Below are 18,276 nucleotides of genomic sequence, written 5' to 3'. Positions count from 1 at the left end.
CCGTGACGGAACCGGAAACACAGGAAAAGCAGGTTGTCGTCGTCACCGGCGCGGCCTCGGGAATCGGGGCGGGGATAGCCCGGCACGCGCACGCCCGCGGTATGGCCGTGATCCTCGCCGACATCGACACGGCCGCATTGGACCGTCTGGCCGCGGACCTGGGCGGAGCCGCCCTCACGTGCGCGACCGACGTCGCGGACTCCGGGTCCGTGCACGCCCTGGCCGATCTCGCGTACGACTCGTTCGGCCGGGTGGACCTGCTCTTCAACAACGCCGGAATCATGCGGGCCGGATTCCTCTGGCAACTCGGCGAATCCGACTGGGACGCCGCCCTCGGTGTCAACGTCACGGGTGTCGTCAACGGGATCCGGGCATTCGTTCCGCGCATGATCGACCAGGGCGGCGGACGCGTCGTCAACACGGCATCGGTCGGTGGATTCGCGCCCGGTCCGATGATGTCGCCGTACAGCGCATCGAAGTTCGCGGTCGTCGCGATCACCGAGTGCCTGCAGATGGAGTTGAGCATGGTGGGCGCCCCGGTGTCCGCGAGCGTGCTCGCGCCGGGGCCCGTCATCACGTCCGTCTTCGACAACCCGTTCGGGACGGTCTCCCATCCGGCCGTCGATCGGATGGTCGCGCAGATGCGCGACCTGCTCGGTACCGACGGTCTCGACGCAGACACGTTCGCGGCATTGGTCTTCGCAGGCATCGACCGGGGCGACTTCTGGCTCGCACCGCAGGGTGAGCACCTCGACAGCATGGTGCGCCAGCACACCGCCACCATCCTCGAGCGGCGAGAACCGGTGATCCGGCAGTCGTTCCGCTGACTCGGCCCGTCCAGATCCTCCCGCCGAGTGGGACATTCGGCGGACATCGACCGTTAGTTCTGCTACCTTTTGCCGAACCAAGCACTTGCTTGCTTTCCGTGACGTCAAAGGGGCGCCCATGCGAATCCGATCCTCAGCTCTCACTGCGGCGCTCGCCGTGACCGCACTCGCTCTCACCGGCTGTTCCGGCGCGGACGCAGACGACGCCGACGCCGCCGGTGGCCCGTATCGGGTGCTCGTGACCGGTGGGATCAGCGGGCAGGGCGCGCTCGCCGCGAATGCCCAGACGTCCGTGCTCGCAGCGAAAGCAAGCGCGGAGGCGGTGAACAGGGCCGGCGGAGTCGGCGGACGCCAAGTGGAGATCACGGTGGTCGACGACGCGGGCGACGCCACCACGGCCGTGTCCGAGCTGCGGGAGGCCATCGCGTCGGGAAAGAAGCCCGACCTCTTTCTCAACTCCGGCCCGTCGACCATCACTACCGCGACCCTGCCGATCCTCGCACAGAACAAGATCCTCTCGTTCAACATCGGGCCCACCGAGGATTCGGCGAATCCGGAGAAATACCCGCTCAACTTCGACCTCGCGTCGGGACCGGCCGAGAACGCCGAGACCATCGCGCGATACATCAAGGGCAAGGGATATCAGTCCGTCGGCGTCATCCACGGGAGCAGCGCCTACGGTGAAGTGTTCGGACAGGCGATGGAAGACGCGCTGAGCGGTGAAGGTGTGAGTAGCACCGGATCCGAGGAGTACGACACCGCAGCCCTCGACATGACGGCACAGTTGCAATCGCTGAAGAACCGAGGCACGCAGGCGCTCGTCGTGGACGCCTACGGGGCACCACTCGGATACCTTCTCGCAAGCCTTCAGCGGCTCGACTGGAACATTCCGCTCGTCGGAAACACCTCGGTCGCGGGAACGTCACTGGTCTCGAAGGCTGCACCGGAAGGTGCGCTCGGCACTCCGGCAACGGCGAATCTGGTCATGCACGTCCTCTCGAGTACCGTCTACGACGCCGACGACTCCGCGGTCAACACCATGGTCGACAACATGAAGGCCATGGGCGACATCCCATCGACGCTGATCCTCGCCGACAATTACGACGCACTGCCCCTCGTGGTGGCCGCCGCGAACAAGGCCGGATCCTCGTCCGATCCCGAAGCCCTCGCCGATGCGCTCGAGAACCAGGAAGTCCTCGACAGCGCCGAGACCGCGTTCTCCCCGTCCTACCACTTCTCGGCAGACTCCCACGCATCGAAACCGGGAGACGAAGCGTACACGTTCGTGCCCCCGAGCCCACTCCTCAACGGCCAGTACGGAAACCCGAGCGCGTGACCCTCGACCACAGGAGATCCCGGTGACCATTGTCTGGTCGGGCCTCGCGCTGGGGGCGGTCTACACGCTCGTAGCGATCGGCTACAACATCGTCTTCATCTCGTCCCACACGTTCAACTTCGCTCAGGCCCAGCTGATGATGGTGGGAACCTTCGTCGCCTACACCGGACTGGTCACCCTGGAGTTGCCGATCCTCGTCGTCGCGGTGATCGCGACGGTCACGGTGACGATCCTGGCCGGCGTCGAGGAGATCGTCGCAGTCCGGCCGGTCCGTGATCACCAGAATCAGCTCGTCACCACGCTCGGCGCCGCGACTCTGATCAACGGTGCGACGCAGCTGATCTGGGGAAGCGAACCGCTCACCGTCCCGTTCTTCGGTTCGAACGATCCGATCACGGTACTCGGCGGCCGCACCTATCCGGTCGAGATCGTGCTGCTGATTCTGGCGATCGTGCTGGTGGTCGTCCTCGGCCGCGTCGGCACACGGACCATGACGGGTCTCGCCCTCCTGGGCATCTCCGAGGACCGCGAAGCGGCCCTGCTACGCGGTGTCAACGTCCGGGCGCTCGCCCTCGGTGCGTTCGCCTTTTCCGGCGCTCTCGCCGGCTTCCTCGGGCTCTTCGTGGGTCCCAAGACGTTCGCGGTGGCCACACTCGGTTCGGCGCTGGCCATCAAGGGCTTCGTCGCATTGGCGATCGGCGGGTTCGGCTCGCTCCCCGGCGCACTGGTCGGGGGTCTCACCGTCGGTCTCGTCGAGTCGTTCGCAGCTCTCGAGCTGGGTAGCCAGTACAGCAACATCGCGGTCTTCGTGGTCCTCATCGCGATCCTCATGGTGCGTCCGGCCGGACTGTTCGGCCGGGTGCGGGAACGGGTGGTGTAACCAATGTCCTTGTGGCGCCTGATTCGATCGGTTCCGAGTTGGCTCTTCCCGCTCACCGTCGGCCTCCTCGTGCTGTTCCTGCCGGAGTTCGGTCTCGACTTCGCGCTGTCCCGCCAGGTACAACTCGCCTGCATCCTCGCGCTGGTCGTCAGCGGACTCAACCTCAGTCTCGGCTATGCGGGTGAACTCGCGCTCGGCCAGGCCGCGATGTACGCGGCCGGGGCCTATACCGCCGGGTTGATGTCGATCGCCGGTTACACGGACATCGTGCTGCAGTTGATCGCCTCGGGTCTGGTCGCGCTCGCGGTGGGCATCGTCACCGGTATCCCCGGATTGCGTCTCGGTAGTTGGTCGTTGGCGATGACCTCGTTCTTCCTCGTTCTCCTCGTCCCGGACATCATTGCCGTCTTCGGGGATACCACCGGTGGCCGGAACGGACTCAGCGGCATCGAACCGGCAACCCTGTTCGGTGAAGTAGTGGACGCGGACAGGTTCTACATGGTCGTCGTCATCGTCGCGATCCTCTGGTTCACGGTCATGCGCAACCTGGTGGTCTCCCGGCACGGTATCGCGTTCCGCACACTGAAACAGAGCCCGGTACTGGCCTCCTCGGTGGGCATCTCGGTGTTCCGGATGAAACTTCTCGGTTATGCGATCGGCGCGTTCCCCGCCGGCCTCGCAGGCGCATTGTTCGCGAACATCGACATGTACGTCTCTCCGGAGGCGTTCGGATTCACCTTCGCGACAGCAGTTCTGGCGGCGTGCATCCTCGGCGGTGCGACGAGCGTCTACGGCGCGGCGATCGGGGCAGCGATCATGCAGCTCGGCCCCAACCAATCGTCCGAGTTCCAGCAGTATGCGCTGGTCTTCTACGGTGGATTCCTGATTCTCGGCGGCGTCCTCCTCAGTGGTGGCCTCGCGAAAGTCGCCAAGCAGGCCGCGGCCCGGTTGGACCGGGCGGCAGGCCTGACCGGCACGCGAACGGGAACCCGCCACGCGGACACGGGCCGGTCTGCGATGGAACCGATGTCGGGTCGGACACTCGTGGTCGACGGCATCTCGAAGGCATTCGGCGGCAACCAGGCGCTCGACAATGCGTCGCTGCGTGCGGAACCCGGCAGCATCACCGCACTGATCGGGCCGAACGGCTCGGGCAAGACCACGATGCTGAACATGATCTGCGGGTTCTACCGTCCCGACAGCGGACGAATCCTGATCGGTGACAACGAAGTCCAGGGCAGGGCGCCGGAACAGGTCGCCAGATGCGGCGTGGCACGAACCTTCCAGACACCCGACATCCCCGACGGCGTCACCGTTCTCGAGGCCGTGGCCTCGGGTCGATACAGCACCGATCGAGTGTCGATGTTGTCGACCGTGTTGCGGCTTCCCCGCCACCACAAGGTCCGCGTCGGCGACGTCGCCGAGGCGGAACGCGCACTCGACATCGTGGGGCTGTCGCATCTGCGCGACGAGACCGCCACCGCACTGCCCCTGGGAATGCGGAGGCTACTCGAGGTCGCCCGGTCGGTGGTCGCGAAGCCACGGCTTCTCCTGCTCGACGAGGTTGCGTCCGGCCTCGACGAGGACGAAGTGGAACGGCTTGCCGGCCTGATCCGGCAACTCGGCGATGCCGGATGCACGATCGTGCTGGTCGAGCACAATTTCCGCTTGGTACTCGCACTCGCCGACACCATCGTCGTGCTCGCCCAGGGACGCGTCATCGCGGTGGGTGCGCCGTCCGAGATCGAACACGACCCTCGCGTACTCAGCGAATACCTCGGCGTAGTCGCCGACGGCACGGAACTGGCCGGAGAGGCGACCTCATGAGCGAGCAGACGACGAAGCCCCTACTGAGCCTGCGGAATGTGCAGTCCGGTTACGGCGACCTCCGGGTGGTGTGGGACGTCTCGCTCGACGTGTGGCCCGGCAAGGTCACCGCGCTGCTCGGGCGGAACGGTGCAGGGAAGACCAGCACCCTGCGTGCCATCTCGGGACTGAACAAGGTTTCGGCCGGGACGATCGAGTTCGACGGCCGCGACATCTCGAAGGTGGCGCCGCACCGGAGGGTCCGCCAGGGGATGGCCTACGTGCAGGAGGGCAAGAGGGTGTTCCACCGGCAGACCGTGGAACAGAACCTGATTCTCGGCGGGTACGTCCGCAAGATGAGACGGTCGGCCGTACGCGAGGAGGTCGCGCGCATCTACGACTTGTTCCCCGTCCTCGGCCGGAAACGTGACCTGCTCGCGGGTGCGATGTCCGGCGGGCAGCAGCAGATGCTGGCGATCGGGCAGGCGCTGATGGCCGAACCGACACTGCTTCTGCTCGACGAGCCTTCCGGGGGGCTCGCGCCGGTGATCGTGAACGAAGTGATGGAACGCGTGACCGCCCTCAAGGAAGCGGGGCTGGCGGTGCTCCTCGTCGAGCAGGCGGTCGACGCCGCGATGAGCGTGGCCGACCACGTCACGGTCCTCGACGTCGGACGCGTCGTCATGGATGCGGACGCAGGCGAGATCGATGACCGGGCGGTGATTCGCGACGCCTACTTCGGACGCGTCGGCTGACGAATCAGCCGCCGAGGCGCCGGAACACGAGACGGACCGCGAGCGCGAGGTGAGCCATCACCTCGTCCACCGAGATGCGGCCGGCCACCCAGGACACCAGGCTCGACATCCAGACGTCGCCGATCACACGGATGGCGTTCAGCTGGTCGTCGGAGATGTGCTCGACACCGATGGTCTTGGCGAACATTTCGGTCATCAGCGCGCCGAACGCATCCAGTTCGGCCGAGGCCGACGCATCCGCGAACATGAACGCGCGCACCAGGGCCTCGTAGCGCGGCCGGTCCTTCTCGAGGACTTCCGTGTTCTTCCGGAGGACGAACAGGATCCGCTCCGACGGCGTGTCCCCCGGGATCGCGACGTCCTCGAACCGGGACCGCATCCCCTCGAACACCATCAACAGGCCCATCACCAGCATGTGGTTCTTCGACGGGAAGTAGCGGTACACGGTGCCCAGCGCGACGCCCGCCCGATCGGCGATGGCCCGCATCTGCACGGCGTCGTACCCGCCCTCGGAGGCGAGTTCCATCGCTGCGGCGACGATCCGCTGGTAACGCTCCCGCTGCGGGGCCTTGGCCCCACGCGAGGGCAGCTGCCCGTTGCGAAGCAACGACAGTAGCCCGTCGCGGCCCGCCGTCAGCGGCTCTTCAGCACTGCTCATGGACGTCAGCCTAGCGACAGTCACCTCGGTGCCGTCCGGCGACGGCACCGGTTCCGGTCGTCACGATGTCCGGATTGCGTGGGCCTCCCCCGGATAGACTCGCCTCGACCGCCGGAGGTTCCCGTGCCCAGAGTTCATGTCGGACCCGAGGATCGTGTGATCCGGCTGCGCGACGGACGCCTGATGGGTTTCGCGGAGTACGGCGACCCCCGCGGATTCACCGTCGTGAACGCCCACGGCGGGCTCGCCGGCCGCCTCGACGTCGCGGCCGCCGACCGGAGTGCTCGCGACGCGGGCATCCGTCTCCTGTCCCCCGACCGTCCGGGGATCGGACTGTCGGATCCGCAGCCGGGCCGGACGGTCCTCGACTGGGCCCGGGACGTCGAAGACCTCGTGAATCACCTCGGCGTCGGCCGTTTCGGAGTCATGGGGTGGTCGATGGGCGGACAGTACGCGCTCGCGGTGGGCTCCGGTGTGGCGGCGCGCGTGACGAGTATCGCGGTGATCGCCGGGGCCCTGCCCCTCACCGAACCCGGGGTGTTCGCCCAGCTTCCTGCCGGGGACCGCGCGTTCACCCGGCTGTCCCAGTACGCCCCGCTGGTCGCGCGGATCTGCTTTCGCGTCATGGCCGCCGTCGCGCTGCGTGCTCCGCGGCTGTTCCGGCGACTCGGCGCCCGCGACCTCGGCGCCGCCGACGCAGCCGTTCTCCGCTCCGAACCCGTCCGGAACTTCTCGCTCATGTCCGGCGAGGCTCTCCGGACGGCACCCGGGATGGTGGAGGACTACCGCGCGTGGATGCGGCCGTGGGGGTTCGCGCCGGAGGATCTGATCGTGCCGGTCGACGTCTGGGGTGGAACCGAGGACGAACTCGTGCCCACGCTCTGGCCGCCCGAGCTCGCCCGCCGCATTCCCGGCGCCACGCTGAACATCCGCCCCGGTGGTCATTTCATGGCTCACCTGCACTACCGCGAGATCTTCGACACCCTACGGCGGCGCTCGGAGTCCTAGGTCGCTGCCGCCAGCTTGTCGAGCCATTCCCGCAGCACGAGGAGTTCGCCGGCACTCAACCCGGACCGCCCCGCGTCGGCGTCGAGGGCGCGTGCGAGCGCGTCCGCGTTCTCGACCACCTCTCGCGAGGCCTCCGACCGCACAGTGGGCGCAGGCCGGATCAGCCCGGCGATCACGTTGTCGCGCAGTTCCCGTGACAGCGAGAGGTCGGCCCGGCCCTCCGGCTGCGCGATGAGGTGCAGAGTCATGCCGACGTTCGCCGCCACGAATTGCCCGGCGGCGACCGCAGGCGTCACCCGCAGCCGTCCCTGCTGCGCGATCTCGGTCAGCAACTCGAGGAGCCTCGTCTCGGCGACGGACGTCACCGCACACGGCTTGCCCGGGGCGATCTGCCCGTACAGCAGGACGTAGAACGAGGGATTGTCGAGCCCGTAGCGGACGTGATCGTCCCAGCCGTGCCGGAGGTCGTCGACCGGGTCGTCCCCCCGCTGGTTCGTGGCCCGGACGTACTGGCCGAACCCGTACTCCACGACCGCGTCGAACAGGCCCTGCTTGCTGCCGAAGTGGTGGTACAGCGTCGGGGCCTGCACGCCGGCGAGGTCGCAGACGGCGCGGGTGGACACGGGCGTGCCCTTGGCCTCGTCGAGCAGTTGGGCCGCCGCCTTCAGCAGACGGTCTCGGGCGTCACCGGCCACACTCTTCTTTGTCACACCGCTATGCTACTTCTATAGCACCGCTATAGACGCGGACTGCCACACAGGCAGGACAACACCCAGGCAGGAACAGGGAGAACACCATGAGCACCACCACGACGCCCGAGATCGTCACGCGCTACTTTCGGGCAGCCGACGCAGGAGACCTCGATGCGCTCACAGCGTGCTTCACCGAGCACGGGGCCGTGACCGACGAAGGCCGGACCGTCCGCGGGCGCGACGGCATCCGGCAATGGCGCAGGGACCTCGAATCGAAATACACCTACACGGTCGAGGTGACCGGAACGGAAACGGTCGCCGACGACAGCTACGTGGTCACCACCACAGTGGAAGGAAATTTCCCCGGAAGCCCGGTGGAACTGAGGTACGAGTTCGTTCTCAGCGACGGCCTCGTCGACTCACTGCGGATCGCCCCGTAGCCACGCGGGCAAACGAAAAAACTCCGCTGTCGACGTTCTCGACAACGGAGCTTCGGTGAATCGTGGTGGCCAGGGCCGGGATCGAACCGGCGACCTTCCGCTTTTCAGGCGGACGCTCGTACCAACTGAGCTACCTGGCCGGACGGCACCCGAACCGAATGCCTATCGCATTGTGTTGCCGATACTCGGTATCGGCAACACACTTGCGACCCTGACGGGACTCGAACCCGCGACCTCCGCCGTGACAGGGCGGCGCGCTAACCAACTGCGCCACAGGGCCTTGCTTTGTCCTGCTGTGCTTTACAAGTGTAAAGCGTTACTGCGTGTCACTTTTACTGCCGTCGAACCATACCGCATGCTCGACACCGGTCAAACGTACCCCCTACGGGATTCGAACCCGCGCTACCGCCTTGAAAGGGCGGCGTCCTAGGCCGCTAGACGAAGGGGGCCCGCCGGATTTCTCCGAACCAGTACCTCAACGGCGTTCCGTTGGGAGCTTGGATAGCTTAGGACACGGATCGAGAATTTCCCAAATCGCCAGGTCAGACTACGAATCGGGCAGTTCTGAACCGGAATCCGGCCAGCCTTCCCGCGCAAACTTCTCCAGCCATTCGGGTGAAGCCATCGCTTCGAGGATCACTTCGAGCGATTCCGCGAACCGCTCGCCGAGGTCACCCTCCAGTGCCGTCATGTCGGACATGTACCGCTGGCCGGCGAGAGCCGCCGCCAGGACCCGGGTGAACTTCTCGGGGTCGGCGTCGGCACGCAGCAGACCGTCGCGCTGAGCGCGGATCGCGAACTCGTGTGCGGTGCGCCCCCACACCTGCGAGCCACCGGACTGCACGTCCGGATAGAACTCGGGTTCGACGATCAGCCGGAACTCGGCCCGCACGATGACGCTCGAATGGAACAGCTTCGCCAGGTCGATCACGAAACCGTGAAGGGCTTCGAACGGCCCGATGTCCGCGCGACTCGTCCACCTGTCGGTCAGGGCGGTGAATTGCTCCACTCCGGATCGAAGGACGGCCCGGGCGAGTTCTTCCTTCGATTGGAAGTGGAAGTACATCGCCCCCTTGGTGGCGTTCGAGCCCTCGAGGATCGTGTTGACCGACGCCGCCGCATAGCCGCGCTTCGCGAACTCGATCGCGGCCGACTCCACCAGTGCAGCGCGAGTGCGTCGCGCACGCTCCTGCTGACGTGCCATGACGGTGAATCCCTCTCCCAGATGTAGTAACCCCGCTTTTCGCCCTTCCGGGACGAGCATGGAGCCACACATAACAGTATCCCCGTTTTGAAAGAACCGACAGAGCAGTCTGTAGATCATGGAAACTTCTTAGAAACCAACCTGAAGACCTTTATGGAGTTGAAACCGGACCGCTGCCGAAAACACACCAAGTGGTATAATTTGGTTCGGCTCGGGTGCGCTGCAGGGGGTGCGCACCCGAGCCGACCCTTTTCATCCCCCCGCGGCGCGCCGTGCCGGGGGTCCTGTTTTCTCGGTCACTGTCTGCGCACTAGACTCTGGCCCCGCGCCCCTATAGCTCAGTTGGTAGAGCTACGGACTTTTAATCCGCAGGTCGTAGGTTCGAGCCCTACTGGGGGCACTCTCCCCTTACTCGGCACCATGCCGGGTAAGGGGCACGAGCACTCATTCGCGGCCCGGCGCTTCCGCCGCCGCAGGCGCCCCGATCAGACGACGAACCGCCTCGACAGTGGTCTGCCGCCGCTGCGCCACCGTGCGCTCCCCCGACTTTGCCCCCGCCGGCCTGCGGCCGCCACGGGCGGTGGCCAGCGACAGGGCGATGTCGGTGATCACGAGCAGCAGCTCGCCTGCGTTCCACGACGGGTCGACGAATCCCTCCTGCTGCCCACGCCGAATCTCGGCGATCTTGGGGCGCAGCGTGCGGATCCGCTCATCGCCGTCCGCGATCTGCTCGCGCACCTCCAGGTCGGCCCACTTCTGCAGCCTCGCGTTCTCGGGGTGCGCCACATAGTCGTCGAACAACCGGCCCGCGTAGCCCGGCAGATCGTCGCCCCGCAACGCCGTCTGTTCCGTCGTCTCGGCGATCCATTGCGCGATGACGGCGTCGAACAGGGCTTCCTTGCTGTCGAAGTACGCGTACAGACGGTCCTTGCTCGCTCGGGCCGCCTCCGCGATGCGGTTGATCCGGGCTCCGGCGACTCCGTGGCGGGCGAACTCCTCCTTGGCCGCGGCGAGGATCCGCTCTCGTGTGGCTTCTCCCGCAGTTCGCATTCCGACATCCTAAATTGCCCGTTGCCGAACCATCTGGTTCGGCGTAGCGTGCGCAGTTGACGAACAATTTGGTTCGTGAAGCTCGCACCCCTCACCCCAAGGACCGTTTTCATGGACATCGATCAGGCCCGCAGCACGTTCCACGAGCTCCGGGGGCGCGAGAGCGGCGTCTCCCCCGACGAACTCGACGCCGTGTGGGCGGCGCTCGACACCGTCAGGGCCGAAGACATCCTCGGCAGCTGGAAGGGCGACGACTTCGCCACCGGACACCGCCTCCACGAGAAGCTGTTCGCGAGCCGCTGGCACGGAAAGACGTTCCACTCCCTCGAGGACGCGAAGCCGTTGATCTGCCGTGACGCGGACGGCAACCTCTATTCCGACGTCAAGGGCGGCAACGGCGAAGCCAGCCTGTGGAACGTCGAGTTCCGGGGTGAGGTCACCGCGACCATGGTGTACGACGGCGCACCCATCTTCGATCACTTCAAGAAGGTGGACGACTCCACCCTCATGGGCATCATGAACGGCAAGTCCGCACTGGCCCTCGACGGCGGTCGGCACTACTACTTCCTGCTCGAAAGAGACTGAGCTCCAATGCAGGTCACAGCAGCGGTCTCACGCGGACCCGATTCTCCGTTCACGCTGGAGACCGTCGAACTCGACGAGCCCCGCGCGGACGAGGTACTGGTGCGCATCGTCGCCACCGGCCTGTGTCACACGGACCTCTTCACCAAGGCGGCCCTCCCCCGCGCCGCCGGCCCCGCCGTCTTCGGGCACGAAGGTGCCGGGATCGTCGTGGACGTCGGGTCACGCGTGAGCGGGGTGGTGCCCGGTGATCACGTGATTCTCAGTTACCGCCACTGCGGCGATTGCGACCAATGCCGAAGCGCGGGTGCGGCGTACTGCGTCGACGCGCACCGGCTGAACAGTTCGGGCCGACGCGTGGACGGTTCGGCCACCGTCACCCAGAACGGCGAGTCCGTGCGCGCCGCGTTCTTCGGCCAGTCCAGCTTCGCCGAGCACGTCCTCGCGACGGCCGACAACGTCGTCGTCGTCGACAAGTCCGTCGACCTGGCCGCCGCGGCGCCGCTCGGCTGCGGGTTCCAGACGGGTGCCGGCGCGGTACTGAACGTGCTCCGGCCGGGCCGCGATTCCAGTGTGGTCGTCTTCGGCGCGGGCAGTGTCGGGTTCGCCGCGCTGCTTGCAGCCCGATCAGTCGGCGTCGCAACGCTTCTCGCCGTCGATCCGGTACCCGCGCGACGCGCGCTCGCGGAGGAGTTCGGCGCTGTCGCGATCGATCCCGGCTCGCAGGACGTGGTCGCCGCGATCCGTGCGGCGACGAGTGGCGGCGCCACCCACACCCTGGACACGACGGGGATCTCCGCCGTCGTCGGCCAGGCGTTGTCGTCCCTGCGCGCGCGGGGTAGCGCGGTGGTCGTCGGCCTCGGCGCACCCGAAATGGCGGTGAACATTCAGGATCTGATGCTGAACGGCAAGACCCTCCGCGGCTGCGTCGAGGGCGATTCGTCGGTGCAGCAGTTCATTCCGCAGTTGCTGGCGCTGCACGCGGACGGGAAGTTCCCGTACGACCGTCTCGTCACCGAGTATCGATTCGACGACATCAACCGCGCCGTCGCCGATCAGGCCGCGGGCACGGTGATCAAGCCCGTGCTCGTGTGGTGAATGCGCTAGGGCGTGGCAGGTGACGGTCCGGCCGGCGGCCCGTCGCCCACCTGTCCGTCCTTCGCTTTCGTGTCTCTTCGCATCTCGGCGAGATCCTCGCCGCGCTTGCGGTACGTGAAGCTGACCCCGGCGACGCCGAGGAACAGCACCACTCCGATGATGGCGCCGGCGAGTGACGCGCCGCGGAATCCGGGCGCGTCGACGTCCATGATCCGTTCGCCCGCGTGCGCTGCGCTGTTGCCGCCGAGCACCACACTGAGGGTCAGCAGGTTGGGCAGCACCACCAGGACACCGAGGATCAGCAACACGATCTGCACCGGCTTGAACCGGCGTCGGCGGAACAGCCGCCACGCTCCGCGGACCAGCAGCAGCGGCAGGAGGGTGCACAGGGTGCCGAACAACAGTCCCCACAGGATGCCGCCGCCGAAGCTGCCGTTCGCCAGTCCGCCCACGTTCTGGGCCCACGCCCGCGGGAGGTAGGCCGCGAGGATGAAGTAGGCGATGACCAGTACCACCAGGAGGACTGCGATGCCGATGGCCTTCTTGGCCCACGCCGGCAGGCCCGATTTCGCCGGTGTGGAAGTGGATGCGCTGTCCTCGGTCGTCATGACTGGTCTCCCTGCGTCGGCAACGGTTCTTCGTCCAGCACCTGCTCGGCCAGTCGCTTCGGGGCGACGAGCGTGTACGACGTCCTGATCCACTCACGCAGCTGTTCCCACCGAGGCTCGTCCGCGTCCGCGACGTCCAGTGCGATCCAGCCGTGTCTACCGAGACCGTATCCCGCGGGCTCGGCCCCTGGTTCCGTTGCGACGACCGCCTCGGCCTCGTCGACGGTGAGCTTCACCGTCAACCGGGTGGCCTCCACGTCACTGAACACGAAGTTCTTCCCCCGCACCCGGAACGTCGGGTGTCCGTCCCATTGGGCGACGTCCACGCGCACGGCTTCGGGCAACTCGGCGACGATCTGTTCGAGGCGGCTCATGTTGTTGCCCATGTGACGATTGTCGGCAGCGCCCAGACCGACCGCAACCGGCATAACGGACATACGCGGGATTTCCCACCGCCGAGACCGCGGTGAAGTCGGCGCTGCCGACGCTCGTCGGCGGGCGCGCCGGGGGTCCTGGGTGGCCTGCCCGGAAAGGGTGCGGGCGGCCGACTGGGCCCGGGTGGCGATATTCACACCTGGGGTGGATCGAATTCCCAGGAGACCGACAGCTCGGACGACCGGGTTTCCGCGCAACCGCCGACATGGCTCGAGTTACGGCGGGGAATCTGTGGAGACCGACAAATCTGTGATCGTCCACAACTGTCCGCGCGTCGCTGTGATGATCTCTCCCTGCGATGATTACGCTGGTCACCGCACACGCACGCTCATCAGTACACTGTCATGTAACGGTTCGCCGCGTGGCGGCGACACATCCCGGAAGATCCATTACGGATCGGTAACTTGGACGGTTCCCGGGCCGCCGACGGCGTTTACCAACCTACTTACGGTGCCGTAGGCTGAACAAAGTCAAATTGAGCTACTGGAGGCATTACACATGGCGAGGGATCTGACCCAACTCGAACTGCTGCAGGAGTTGTCGCCGGTTGCAGAAGAGAACGTCAACCGCCACATCTCCATGGCCAAGGAATGGCATCCCCACGACTATGTTCCGTGGGACGAAGGACGCAACTTCGCCGCGATGGGCGGCATCGACTGGGATCCCGAGCAGTCGCAGCTCGACGAGGTCGCCAAGGCCGCGATGATCACGAACCTCCTCACCGAGGACAACCTGCCGTCGTACCACCGCGAGATCGCCGAGAACTTCTCGCAGGACGGCGCGTGGGGAACGTGGGTCGGTCGCTGGACCGCCGAGGAGAACCGTCATGGCATCGTGATGCGCGATTACCTCGTCGTGACCCGCGCCGTCGACCCCGTCCAGCTCGAGCGTTTCCGCATGGAGCACATGACGAACGGCTTCGCCTCCCCCGCCGACGTCGATGCCGGTTTCCTCCACTCCGTCGCGTACGTGACGTTCCAGGAACTCGCCACCCGCGTCAGCCACCGCAACACCGGTAAGGCGTGCAAGGACCCGATCGCCGACAAGATGCTGCAGCGCATCGCCGCCGACGAGAACCTGCACATGATCTTCTACCGCAACATGTGCGGCGCTGCCCTCGACCTCTCGCCCGATCAGGCGCTCGAGGCCATCAACATGATCGTCCAGAACTTCCAGATGCCGGGCGCCGGCATGCCGAACTTCCGGCGCAACGGTGTGCTCATGGCCAAGCACGGCATCTACGACCTGCGTCAGCACCTCGAAGAGGTCGTGATGCCCGTCCTGCGCAAGTGGAACATCTTCGAGCGGACCGATTTCACCGCCCGCGGCGAAGAGGTCCGCGAGAGCCTCGGCAAGTTCCTCGAGAACCTCGAGGGCCAGGCCACCAAGTTCGAGGAGCAGCGCGACCGCATGCTGGCCCGCGAGGCCAAGAAGCGCGAGCAGAAGGCTTCGTGACGTAAACAGCTATCCTGTGCCCGGTACCGGATTCGGTACCGGGCACAGTTTTTGTTCCAGCACTTTCCCAGAGGTCGTCAATGTCATCCCTTCGTATCGGATCGCTCGAGCTGCGCAGCCCGGTGGTTCTGGCCCCCATGGCCGGGATCACCAACGTCGCGTTCCGCACGCTGTGCCGTGAGCTCGAGACGGAGCGCGCGGGCAGCACGTCCGGCCTGTACGTCTGTGAGATGGTGACCGCCCGTGCGCTGGTCGAACGGCAGCCCGCGACCCTGCACATGACGACGTTCGGCCCGACCGAGACCCCGCGGTCGCTGCAGCTGTACACCGTCGACCCCGACACCACGTACGCCGCGGCCAAGATGATCGTGGACGAGAACATGGCCGACCACATCGACATGAACTTCGGCTGCCCGGTTCCCAAGGTGACCCGCAAGGGCGGCGGCGCGGCGCTGCCGTACAAGCGCACCCTGTTCGGCCGGATCGTCGCGGCGGCAGTGAAGGCGACCGAGGGCACCGACGTCCCGGTGACCGTCAAGTTCCGCGTCGGCATCGACGCCGAGCACCACACGCATCTCGACGCCGGCCGGATCGCCGCAGGCGAAGGCGCCGCCGCGGTCGCACTGCACGCGCGTACCGCCTCGCAGCGGTACTCCGGCACGGCCGATTGGAACGAGATCGCCCGGCTCAAGGAACACGTCACGGACGTGCCCGTCCTCGGGAACGGCGACATCTTCGCCGCCGAGGACGCGGCCCGCATGATGGAACAGACCGGGTGCGACGGCGTCGTCGTCGGGCGCGGATGCCTCGGGCGCCCATGGCTGTTCGCGGAGCTGAGCGCCGCACTGAACGGAAACCCGCAGCCCACTCCGCCCAATCTCGGCGAGGTGGCCACGATCATCCGCCGGCACGCGGAACTCCTCGCCAATCACCACGGCGAGGACAAGGGCCTGCGTGAACTGCGCAAGCACGTGTCCTGGTACCTGCGGGGCTTCCCCGCCGGGTCCGAGCTGCGGGTCGCGATGGCCCTCGTGAGCACCCTCACCGAACTCGACGACCTCCTGGTTCAGCTCGATCCGACCATCCCGTTCCCCAAGGACGCCGAGGGACCGCGGGGACGGCAGGGGTCACCCGGAACGGTCGCGCTCCCCGAGGGATGGCTCGACGACCCCGACGACTGCCTGGTACCCGCCGGCGCCGACCTCATGCATTCTGGTGGTTAGCAGCACGAACGCGCGTCACCTCGCTACATGTGTGGAGCCCCGACGCTCGATAAGTACTATGGCTGGAATCCGTCGAGGCCGACGGAGGTCGGAGTCGGCGGAGAGGTCAGGTTGCATCGGTGGGTGATGATCACAGCTCGGACTCACCGACTCCCGAATCCCGCGCCCCCTGGGAGCGTCCTCTCGCGGATCCCAGCTACCGAGAAGCCCAGTCGGGACGGCCGCGGCGACTCCCGCCGCGGCAGCCACCGCCCGAGCGGACCGCGCCACCCGAACGAACCGCGCCACCCGAGCGCCGTGCGCAGGTAGAACGCACCGAACCGTCCCGCCACGACAGTGGCCGGATCGGCCGCCGGGCCGCGGGTGGACCCACCGAAGCGCTCTCCGTCGCAGACCTGGTGAAGAAGGTTTCCGGGGAAGAACCGGGCGAGCCGGACGATCCGGACAAAACGGAGATCATTGACCCGATCGACGAGCGGCAGCCGCCGCCTCCCGGGATTCCGCCGCGGGAGACCCCTGCCGCGCCTCCGCCGCCGGAGCCCCCGCAGAGCACGCCCGAGCCCGAATGGGTCGCGGATTCCGCCGAGACCACCGCGGTACCGCAGGTGGTCGGCAACCCGGGCACGACCCGCCTGGCCCTCAACAAGACCCGTAAACGCAAGCGTCTGCGTGCAGCGGGACGGGCCGTCGTCGCGCTCGTGGCGGTGGTCGCACTCGCCGGAACCGGCATCGTCTGGGGTTACCTCCGCTCCACCGAGGGCAAGTTCGACCAGATCGCGGCACTCGACACGGAGTCGACCGACATCGTCGACGCCGTCGGGCAGACCGGTGACGAGACCTATCTCATCGTCGGCAGCGACACCCGTGCCGGCGCGAGCGGCGAAGTGGGTGCCGGGACCATCGACGACGCCGAGGGATCCCGCGCCGACACGGTGATGCTCGTCAACATCCCTGCCGACCGGAGCCGGGTGGTCGCGGTGTCGTTCCCCCGCGACCTCGATGTCGAGCGGCCCGTCTGCCAGGGCTGGGACAACGCCAGCGGCACCTACACCGAGGAAACCTTTCCCGCCGCCGACGGCGACAAACTCAACGCCACCTACGCACTCGGCGGACCGAAGTGCCTGGTGAAGGTGATTCAGAAGATGTCGGGTCTGAAGATCGGCCACTTCGTCGGCATGGACTTCGCCGGATTCGAGTCGATGGTCAACGAGATCGGCGGGGTCAAGGTCTGTACCACCCAGCCGCTCGAGGACGGCGTTCTCGGCACCGTGCTGCCGGAGGCGGGCACCCAGATGCTCGACGGCAAGACCGCACTGAACTTCGTCCGCGCCAGACATGTCGAGGCGGAGGGCAACGGCGACTACGGCCGCATCAACCGTCAGCAGAGATTCCTGTCCGCCCTGCTGCGGGGCGCTCTGTCCAGTCAGGTACTGCTCAATCCCAGCAAACTGAACGGCTTCATCAACGCGTTCACCCGCGACACGTTCGTCGAGAACATCGACACGAAGTCACTGGTCACGCTCGGACGCTCACTGCAGAACGTCGACGCGGGCGCGGTCACGTTCCTGACGGTGCCCACCGCAGGCACCACCGAGTGGGGCAACGAGATTCCCCGCACCGACGACATCAAGGCCATCTTCCGCGCCATCATCGACGACGAGGCGCTGCCCGGCGAGAAGCGTGCGGAACCCCTGTCCTCCGCCCCCGAACCGCAGGCCGCGCCGGCGCCGCTGTCGGTCCAGGCCGTCGACCCGTCCAGCGTGACCGTGCAGGTGTCGAACGCATCGGGTGAGTCGGGACTGGCCGCGACCGTGGCCGACTCGCTGGCCGCCGAGGGGTTCCAGATCTACAACGTAGGCAACTACACGGGAACAAGCGGCGAGACCGTCGTCCGGTTCTCGCCGGGCCACGAAGCCGAGGCGGCGACCCTGGCGTCGTCGTTCCCGGGTGCGGTGCTCGAGTCGACCACCGGACTCGGGACGGTCGTCGAGGTCGCGCTCGGTTCGAACTTCTCCGGGACCGTCCAGACACCGAGCCCGATCGACACACCGCTCAGTATGTCGGACGTGCGAATCGGCCAGCCCGAGGACGTGGAAATCCCCGCGGACCTCGCGGTTGTGAACGCAGGCGACACGTCCTGCGAATGAGCGCCCGCCGGGTCGCGTCGTTCACCCCGCGTTCACCGTGTGATCGTGACTTGGTTTCCCGTGCACCGTAGG

The 18,276-nt window shown here is 66.8% G+C and carries 18 protein-coding genes and 4 tRNA genes; 13 read left to right on the top strand and 9 right to left on the bottom strand.

The features are described 5' to 3' along the window. The first annotated feature begins 2 nt into the window (after positions 1–2). The 5 genes from CJ177_RS27115 to CJ177_RS27095 all read left to right on the top strand — a co-directional run bounded on the left by CJ177_RS27115 (position 3) and on the right by CJ177_RS27095 (position 5,604). Positions 3–827, top strand: a complete 825-nt coding sequence (locus CJ177_RS27115) for an SDR family oxidoreductase (protein WP_095869037.1) — start codon at positions 3–5, stop codon at positions 825–827. A 118-nt stretch (positions 828–945) separates the two neighbouring features. After that, positions 946–2,163, top strand: a complete 1,218-nt coding sequence (locus CJ177_RS27110; RefSeq protein ID WP_095869036.1) for an ABC transporter substrate-binding protein — start codon at positions 946–948, stop codon at positions 2,161–2,163. A gap of 22 nt (positions 2,164–2,185) precedes the next feature. Then, complete coding sequence (locus CJ177_RS27105) at positions 2,186–3,043, top strand: branched-chain amino acid ABC transporter permease (RefSeq protein ID WP_095869035.1); 858 nt, start codon at positions 2,186–2,188, stop codon at positions 3,041–3,043. Between the two features lie 3 nt (positions 3,044–3,046). Then, positions 3,047–4,870 carry an ATP-binding cassette domain-containing protein gene (locus CJ177_RS27100; protein ID WP_005244316.1) on the top strand — a complete coding sequence of 608 codons (1,824 nt, stop codon included), beginning with the start codon at positions 3,047–3,049 and terminating at the stop codon, positions 4,868–4,870. After that, complete coding sequence (locus tag CJ177_RS27095) at positions 4,867–5,604, top strand: ABC transporter ATP-binding protein (RefSeq protein WP_005244318.1); 738 nt, start codon at positions 4,867–4,869, stop codon at positions 5,602–5,604. The genes CJ177_RS27100 and CJ177_RS27095 overlap by 4 nt, the downstream gene beginning before the upstream one ends. 4 nt (positions 5,605–5,608) lie before the next feature. On the opposite strand, the gene CJ177_RS27090 is transcribed toward CJ177_RS27095, so the two are convergent. Then, the gene (locus CJ177_RS27090; protein ID WP_143548708.1) at positions 5,609–6,262 is read right to left on the bottom strand and encodes a TetR family transcriptional regulator; all 654 of its coding nucleotides are present in this window, start codon (positions 6,260–6,262) and stop codon (positions 5,609–5,611) included. Between the two features lie 156 nt (positions 6,263–6,418). Between CJ177_RS27090 and CJ177_RS27085 the strand changes: the two genes are divergently transcribed. Further along, complete coding sequence (locus tag CJ177_RS27085; RefSeq protein WP_025431881.1) at positions 6,419–7,270, top strand: alpha/beta fold hydrolase; 852 nt, start codon at positions 6,419–6,421, stop codon at positions 7,268–7,270. Here the strand turns inward: CJ177_RS27085 and CJ177_RS27080 are convergent. Next, positions 7,267–7,980: a TetR/AcrR family transcriptional regulator gene (locus CJ177_RS27080; RefSeq protein WP_005244324.1), complete on the bottom strand. Its 714-nt coding sequence runs from the start codon at positions 7,978–7,980 to the stop codon at positions 7,267–7,269. The two genes, CJ177_RS27085 and CJ177_RS27080, sit on opposite strands and share 4 nt — an antisense overlap. A gap of 86 nt (positions 7,981–8,066) precedes the next feature. Here CJ177_RS27080 and CJ177_RS27075 point away from each other — a divergent pair, with 86 nt between their 5' ends. Next, complete coding sequence (locus CJ177_RS27075; protein ID WP_005244325.1) at positions 8,067–8,402, top strand: nuclear transport factor 2 family protein; 336 nt, start codon at positions 8,067–8,069, stop codon at positions 8,400–8,402. Between the two features lie 63 nt (positions 8,403–8,465). Here the strand turns inward: CJ177_RS27075 and CJ177_RS27070 are convergent. The 4 genes from CJ177_RS27070 to CJ177_RS27055 all read right to left on the bottom strand — a co-directional run bounded on the left by CJ177_RS27070 (position 8,466) and on the right by CJ177_RS27055 (position 9,606). Further along, positions 8,466–8,542 (bottom strand) — tRNA-Phe (locus tag CJ177_RS27070). 66 nt (positions 8,543–8,608) lie between these two features. Beyond that, positions 8,609–8,682, bottom strand: a tRNA-Asp gene (locus CJ177_RS27065). Positions 8,683–8,778: 96 nt separating this feature from the next. Next, positions 8,779–8,851: transfer RNA gene (locus CJ177_RS27060), tRNA-Glu, on the bottom strand. Positions 8,852–8,949: 98 nt separating this feature from the next. Continuing rightward, positions 8,950–9,606: a TetR/AcrR family transcriptional regulator gene (locus CJ177_RS27055; protein WP_025431879.1), complete on the bottom strand. Its 657-nt coding sequence runs from the start codon at positions 9,604–9,606 to the stop codon at positions 8,950–8,952. 327 nt (positions 9,607–9,933) lie between these two features. On the opposite strand from CJ177_RS27055, the gene CJ177_RS27050 reads away from it, so the two are divergent. Then, positions 9,934–10,006: transfer RNA gene (locus CJ177_RS27050), tRNA-Lys, on the top strand. Between the two features lie 44 nt (positions 10,007–10,050). Here the strand turns inward: CJ177_RS27050 and CJ177_RS27045 are convergent. Further along, a complete protein-coding gene (locus CJ177_RS27045) occupies positions 10,051–10,656 on the bottom strand; it encodes a TetR family transcriptional regulator (RefSeq protein ID WP_095869033.1) in 606 nt (201 codons plus the stop codon). Positions 10,657–10,767: 111 nt separating this feature from the next. Between CJ177_RS27045 and CJ177_RS27040 the strand changes: the two genes are divergently transcribed. Both CJ177_RS27040 and CJ177_RS27035 read left to right on the top strand, forming a co-directional pair. Continuing rightward, positions 10,768–11,241, top strand: a complete 474-nt coding sequence (locus CJ177_RS27040; protein ID WP_095869032.1) for a DUF4334 domain-containing protein — start codon at positions 10,768–10,770, stop codon at positions 11,239–11,241. Between the two features lie 6 nt (positions 11,242–11,247). Continuing rightward, positions 11,248–12,336 (top strand): NAD(P)-dependent alcohol dehydrogenase, encoded by a 1,089-nt coding sequence (locus tag CJ177_RS27035; RefSeq protein ID WP_095869031.1) that lies wholly within the window; start codon positions 11,248–11,250, stop codon positions 12,334–12,336. Between the two features lie 5 nt (positions 12,337–12,341). On the opposite strand, the gene CJ177_RS27030 is transcribed toward CJ177_RS27035, so the two are convergent. Both CJ177_RS27030 and CJ177_RS27025 read right to left on the bottom strand, forming a co-directional pair. Then, positions 12,342–12,944 carry a hypothetical protein gene (locus CJ177_RS27030; protein WP_005244334.1) on the bottom strand — a complete coding sequence of 201 codons (603 nt, stop codon included), beginning with the start codon at positions 12,942–12,944 and terminating at the stop codon, positions 12,342–12,344. Then, the gene (locus tag CJ177_RS27025; RefSeq protein WP_005244335.1) at positions 12,941–13,381 is read right to left on the bottom strand and encodes an MmcQ/YjbR family DNA-binding protein; all 441 of its coding nucleotides are present in this window, start codon (positions 13,379–13,381) and stop codon (positions 12,941–12,943) included. The genes CJ177_RS27030 and CJ177_RS27025 overlap by 4 nt, the downstream gene beginning before the upstream one ends. A gap of 496 nt (positions 13,382–13,877) precedes the next feature. Between CJ177_RS27025 and CJ177_RS27020 the strand changes: the two genes are divergently transcribed. From CJ177_RS27020 to CJ177_RS27010, 3 genes are all read left to right on the top strand, one after another. Next, a complete protein-coding gene (locus CJ177_RS27020; protein WP_025431878.1) occupies positions 13,878–14,834 on the top strand; it encodes an acyl-ACP desaturase in 957 nt (318 codons plus the stop codon). 80 nt (positions 14,835–14,914) lie between these two features. Beyond that, positions 14,915–16,057: a tRNA dihydrouridine synthase DusB gene (gene dusB / locus CJ177_RS27015; protein WP_095869030.1), complete on the top strand. Its 1,143-nt coding sequence runs from the start codon at positions 14,915–14,917 to the stop codon at positions 16,055–16,057. Between the two features lie 119 nt (positions 16,058–16,176). Next, a complete protein-coding gene (locus CJ177_RS27010) occupies positions 16,177–18,204 on the top strand; it encodes an LCP family protein (RefSeq protein WP_095869029.1) in 2,028 nt (675 codons plus the stop codon). Positions 18,205–18,276: the final 72 nt, after the last annotated feature.

It is taken from the genome of Rhodococcus sp. ACPA1 (assembly GCF_002300195.1).
GTDB classification, from domain to species: Bacteria; Actinomycetota; Actinomycetes; order Mycobacteriales; family Mycobacteriaceae; genus Rhodococcus_F; species Rhodococcus_F opacus.
The sequence above is the reverse complement of the archived record's forward strand: the minus strand, read 5'-3'. Positions and strand labels throughout refer to the sequence as shown.

Bases quoted from the DNA above. Each gene is read 5' to 3' on its own strand.
- CJ177_RS27040 (WP_095869032.1), top strand. From the start codon at position 10,768: ATGGACATCGATCAGGCCCGCAGCACGTTCCACGAGCTCCGGGGGCGC.
- CJ177_RS27025 (WP_005244335.1), bottom strand. From the start codon at position 13,381: ATGTCCGTTATGCCGGTTGCGGTCGGTCTGGGCGCTGCCGACAATCGT.
- CJ177_RS27045 (WP_095869033.1), bottom strand. From the start codon at position 10,656: ATGCGAACTGCGGGAGAAGCCACACGAGAGCGGATCCTCGCCGCGGCC.
- CJ177_RS27035 (WP_095869031.1), top strand. From the start codon at position 11,248: ATGCAGGTCACAGCAGCGGTCTCACGCGGACCCGATTCTCCGTTCACG.
- CJ177_RS27095 (WP_005244318.1), top strand. From the start codon at position 4,867: ATGAGCGAGCAGACGACGAAGCCCCTACTGAGCCTGCGGAATGTGCAG.
- CJ177_RS27110 (WP_095869036.1), top strand. From the start codon at position 946: ATGCGAATCCGATCCTCAGCTCTCACTGCGGCGCTCGCCGTGACCGCA.
- CJ177_RS27075 (WP_005244325.1), top strand. From the start codon at position 8,067: ATGAGCACCACCACGACGCCCGAGATCGTCACGCGCTACTTTCGGGCA.
- dusB (WP_095869030.1), top strand. From the start codon at position 14,915: ATGTCATCCCTTCGTATCGGATCGCTCGAGCTGCGCAGCCCGGTGGTT.
- CJ177_RS27100 (WP_005244316.1), top strand. From the start codon at position 3,047: ATGTCCTTGTGGCGCCTGATTCGATCGGTTCCGAGTTGGCTCTTCCCG.
- CJ177_RS27055 (WP_025431879.1), bottom strand. From the start codon at position 9,606: ATGGCACGTCAGCAGGAGCGTGCGCGACGCACTCGCGCTGCACTGGTG.
- CJ177_RS27030 (WP_005244334.1), bottom strand. From the start codon at position 12,944: ATGACGACCGAGGACAGCGCATCCACTTCCACACCGGCGAAATCGGGC.
- CJ177_RS27020 (WP_025431878.1), top strand. From the start codon at position 13,878: ATGGCGAGGGATCTGACCCAACTCGAACTGCTGCAGGAGTTGTCGCCG.
- CJ177_RS27090 (WP_143548708.1), bottom strand. From the start codon at position 6,262: ATGAGCAGTGCTGAAGAGCCGCTGACGGCGGGCCGCGACGGGCTACTG.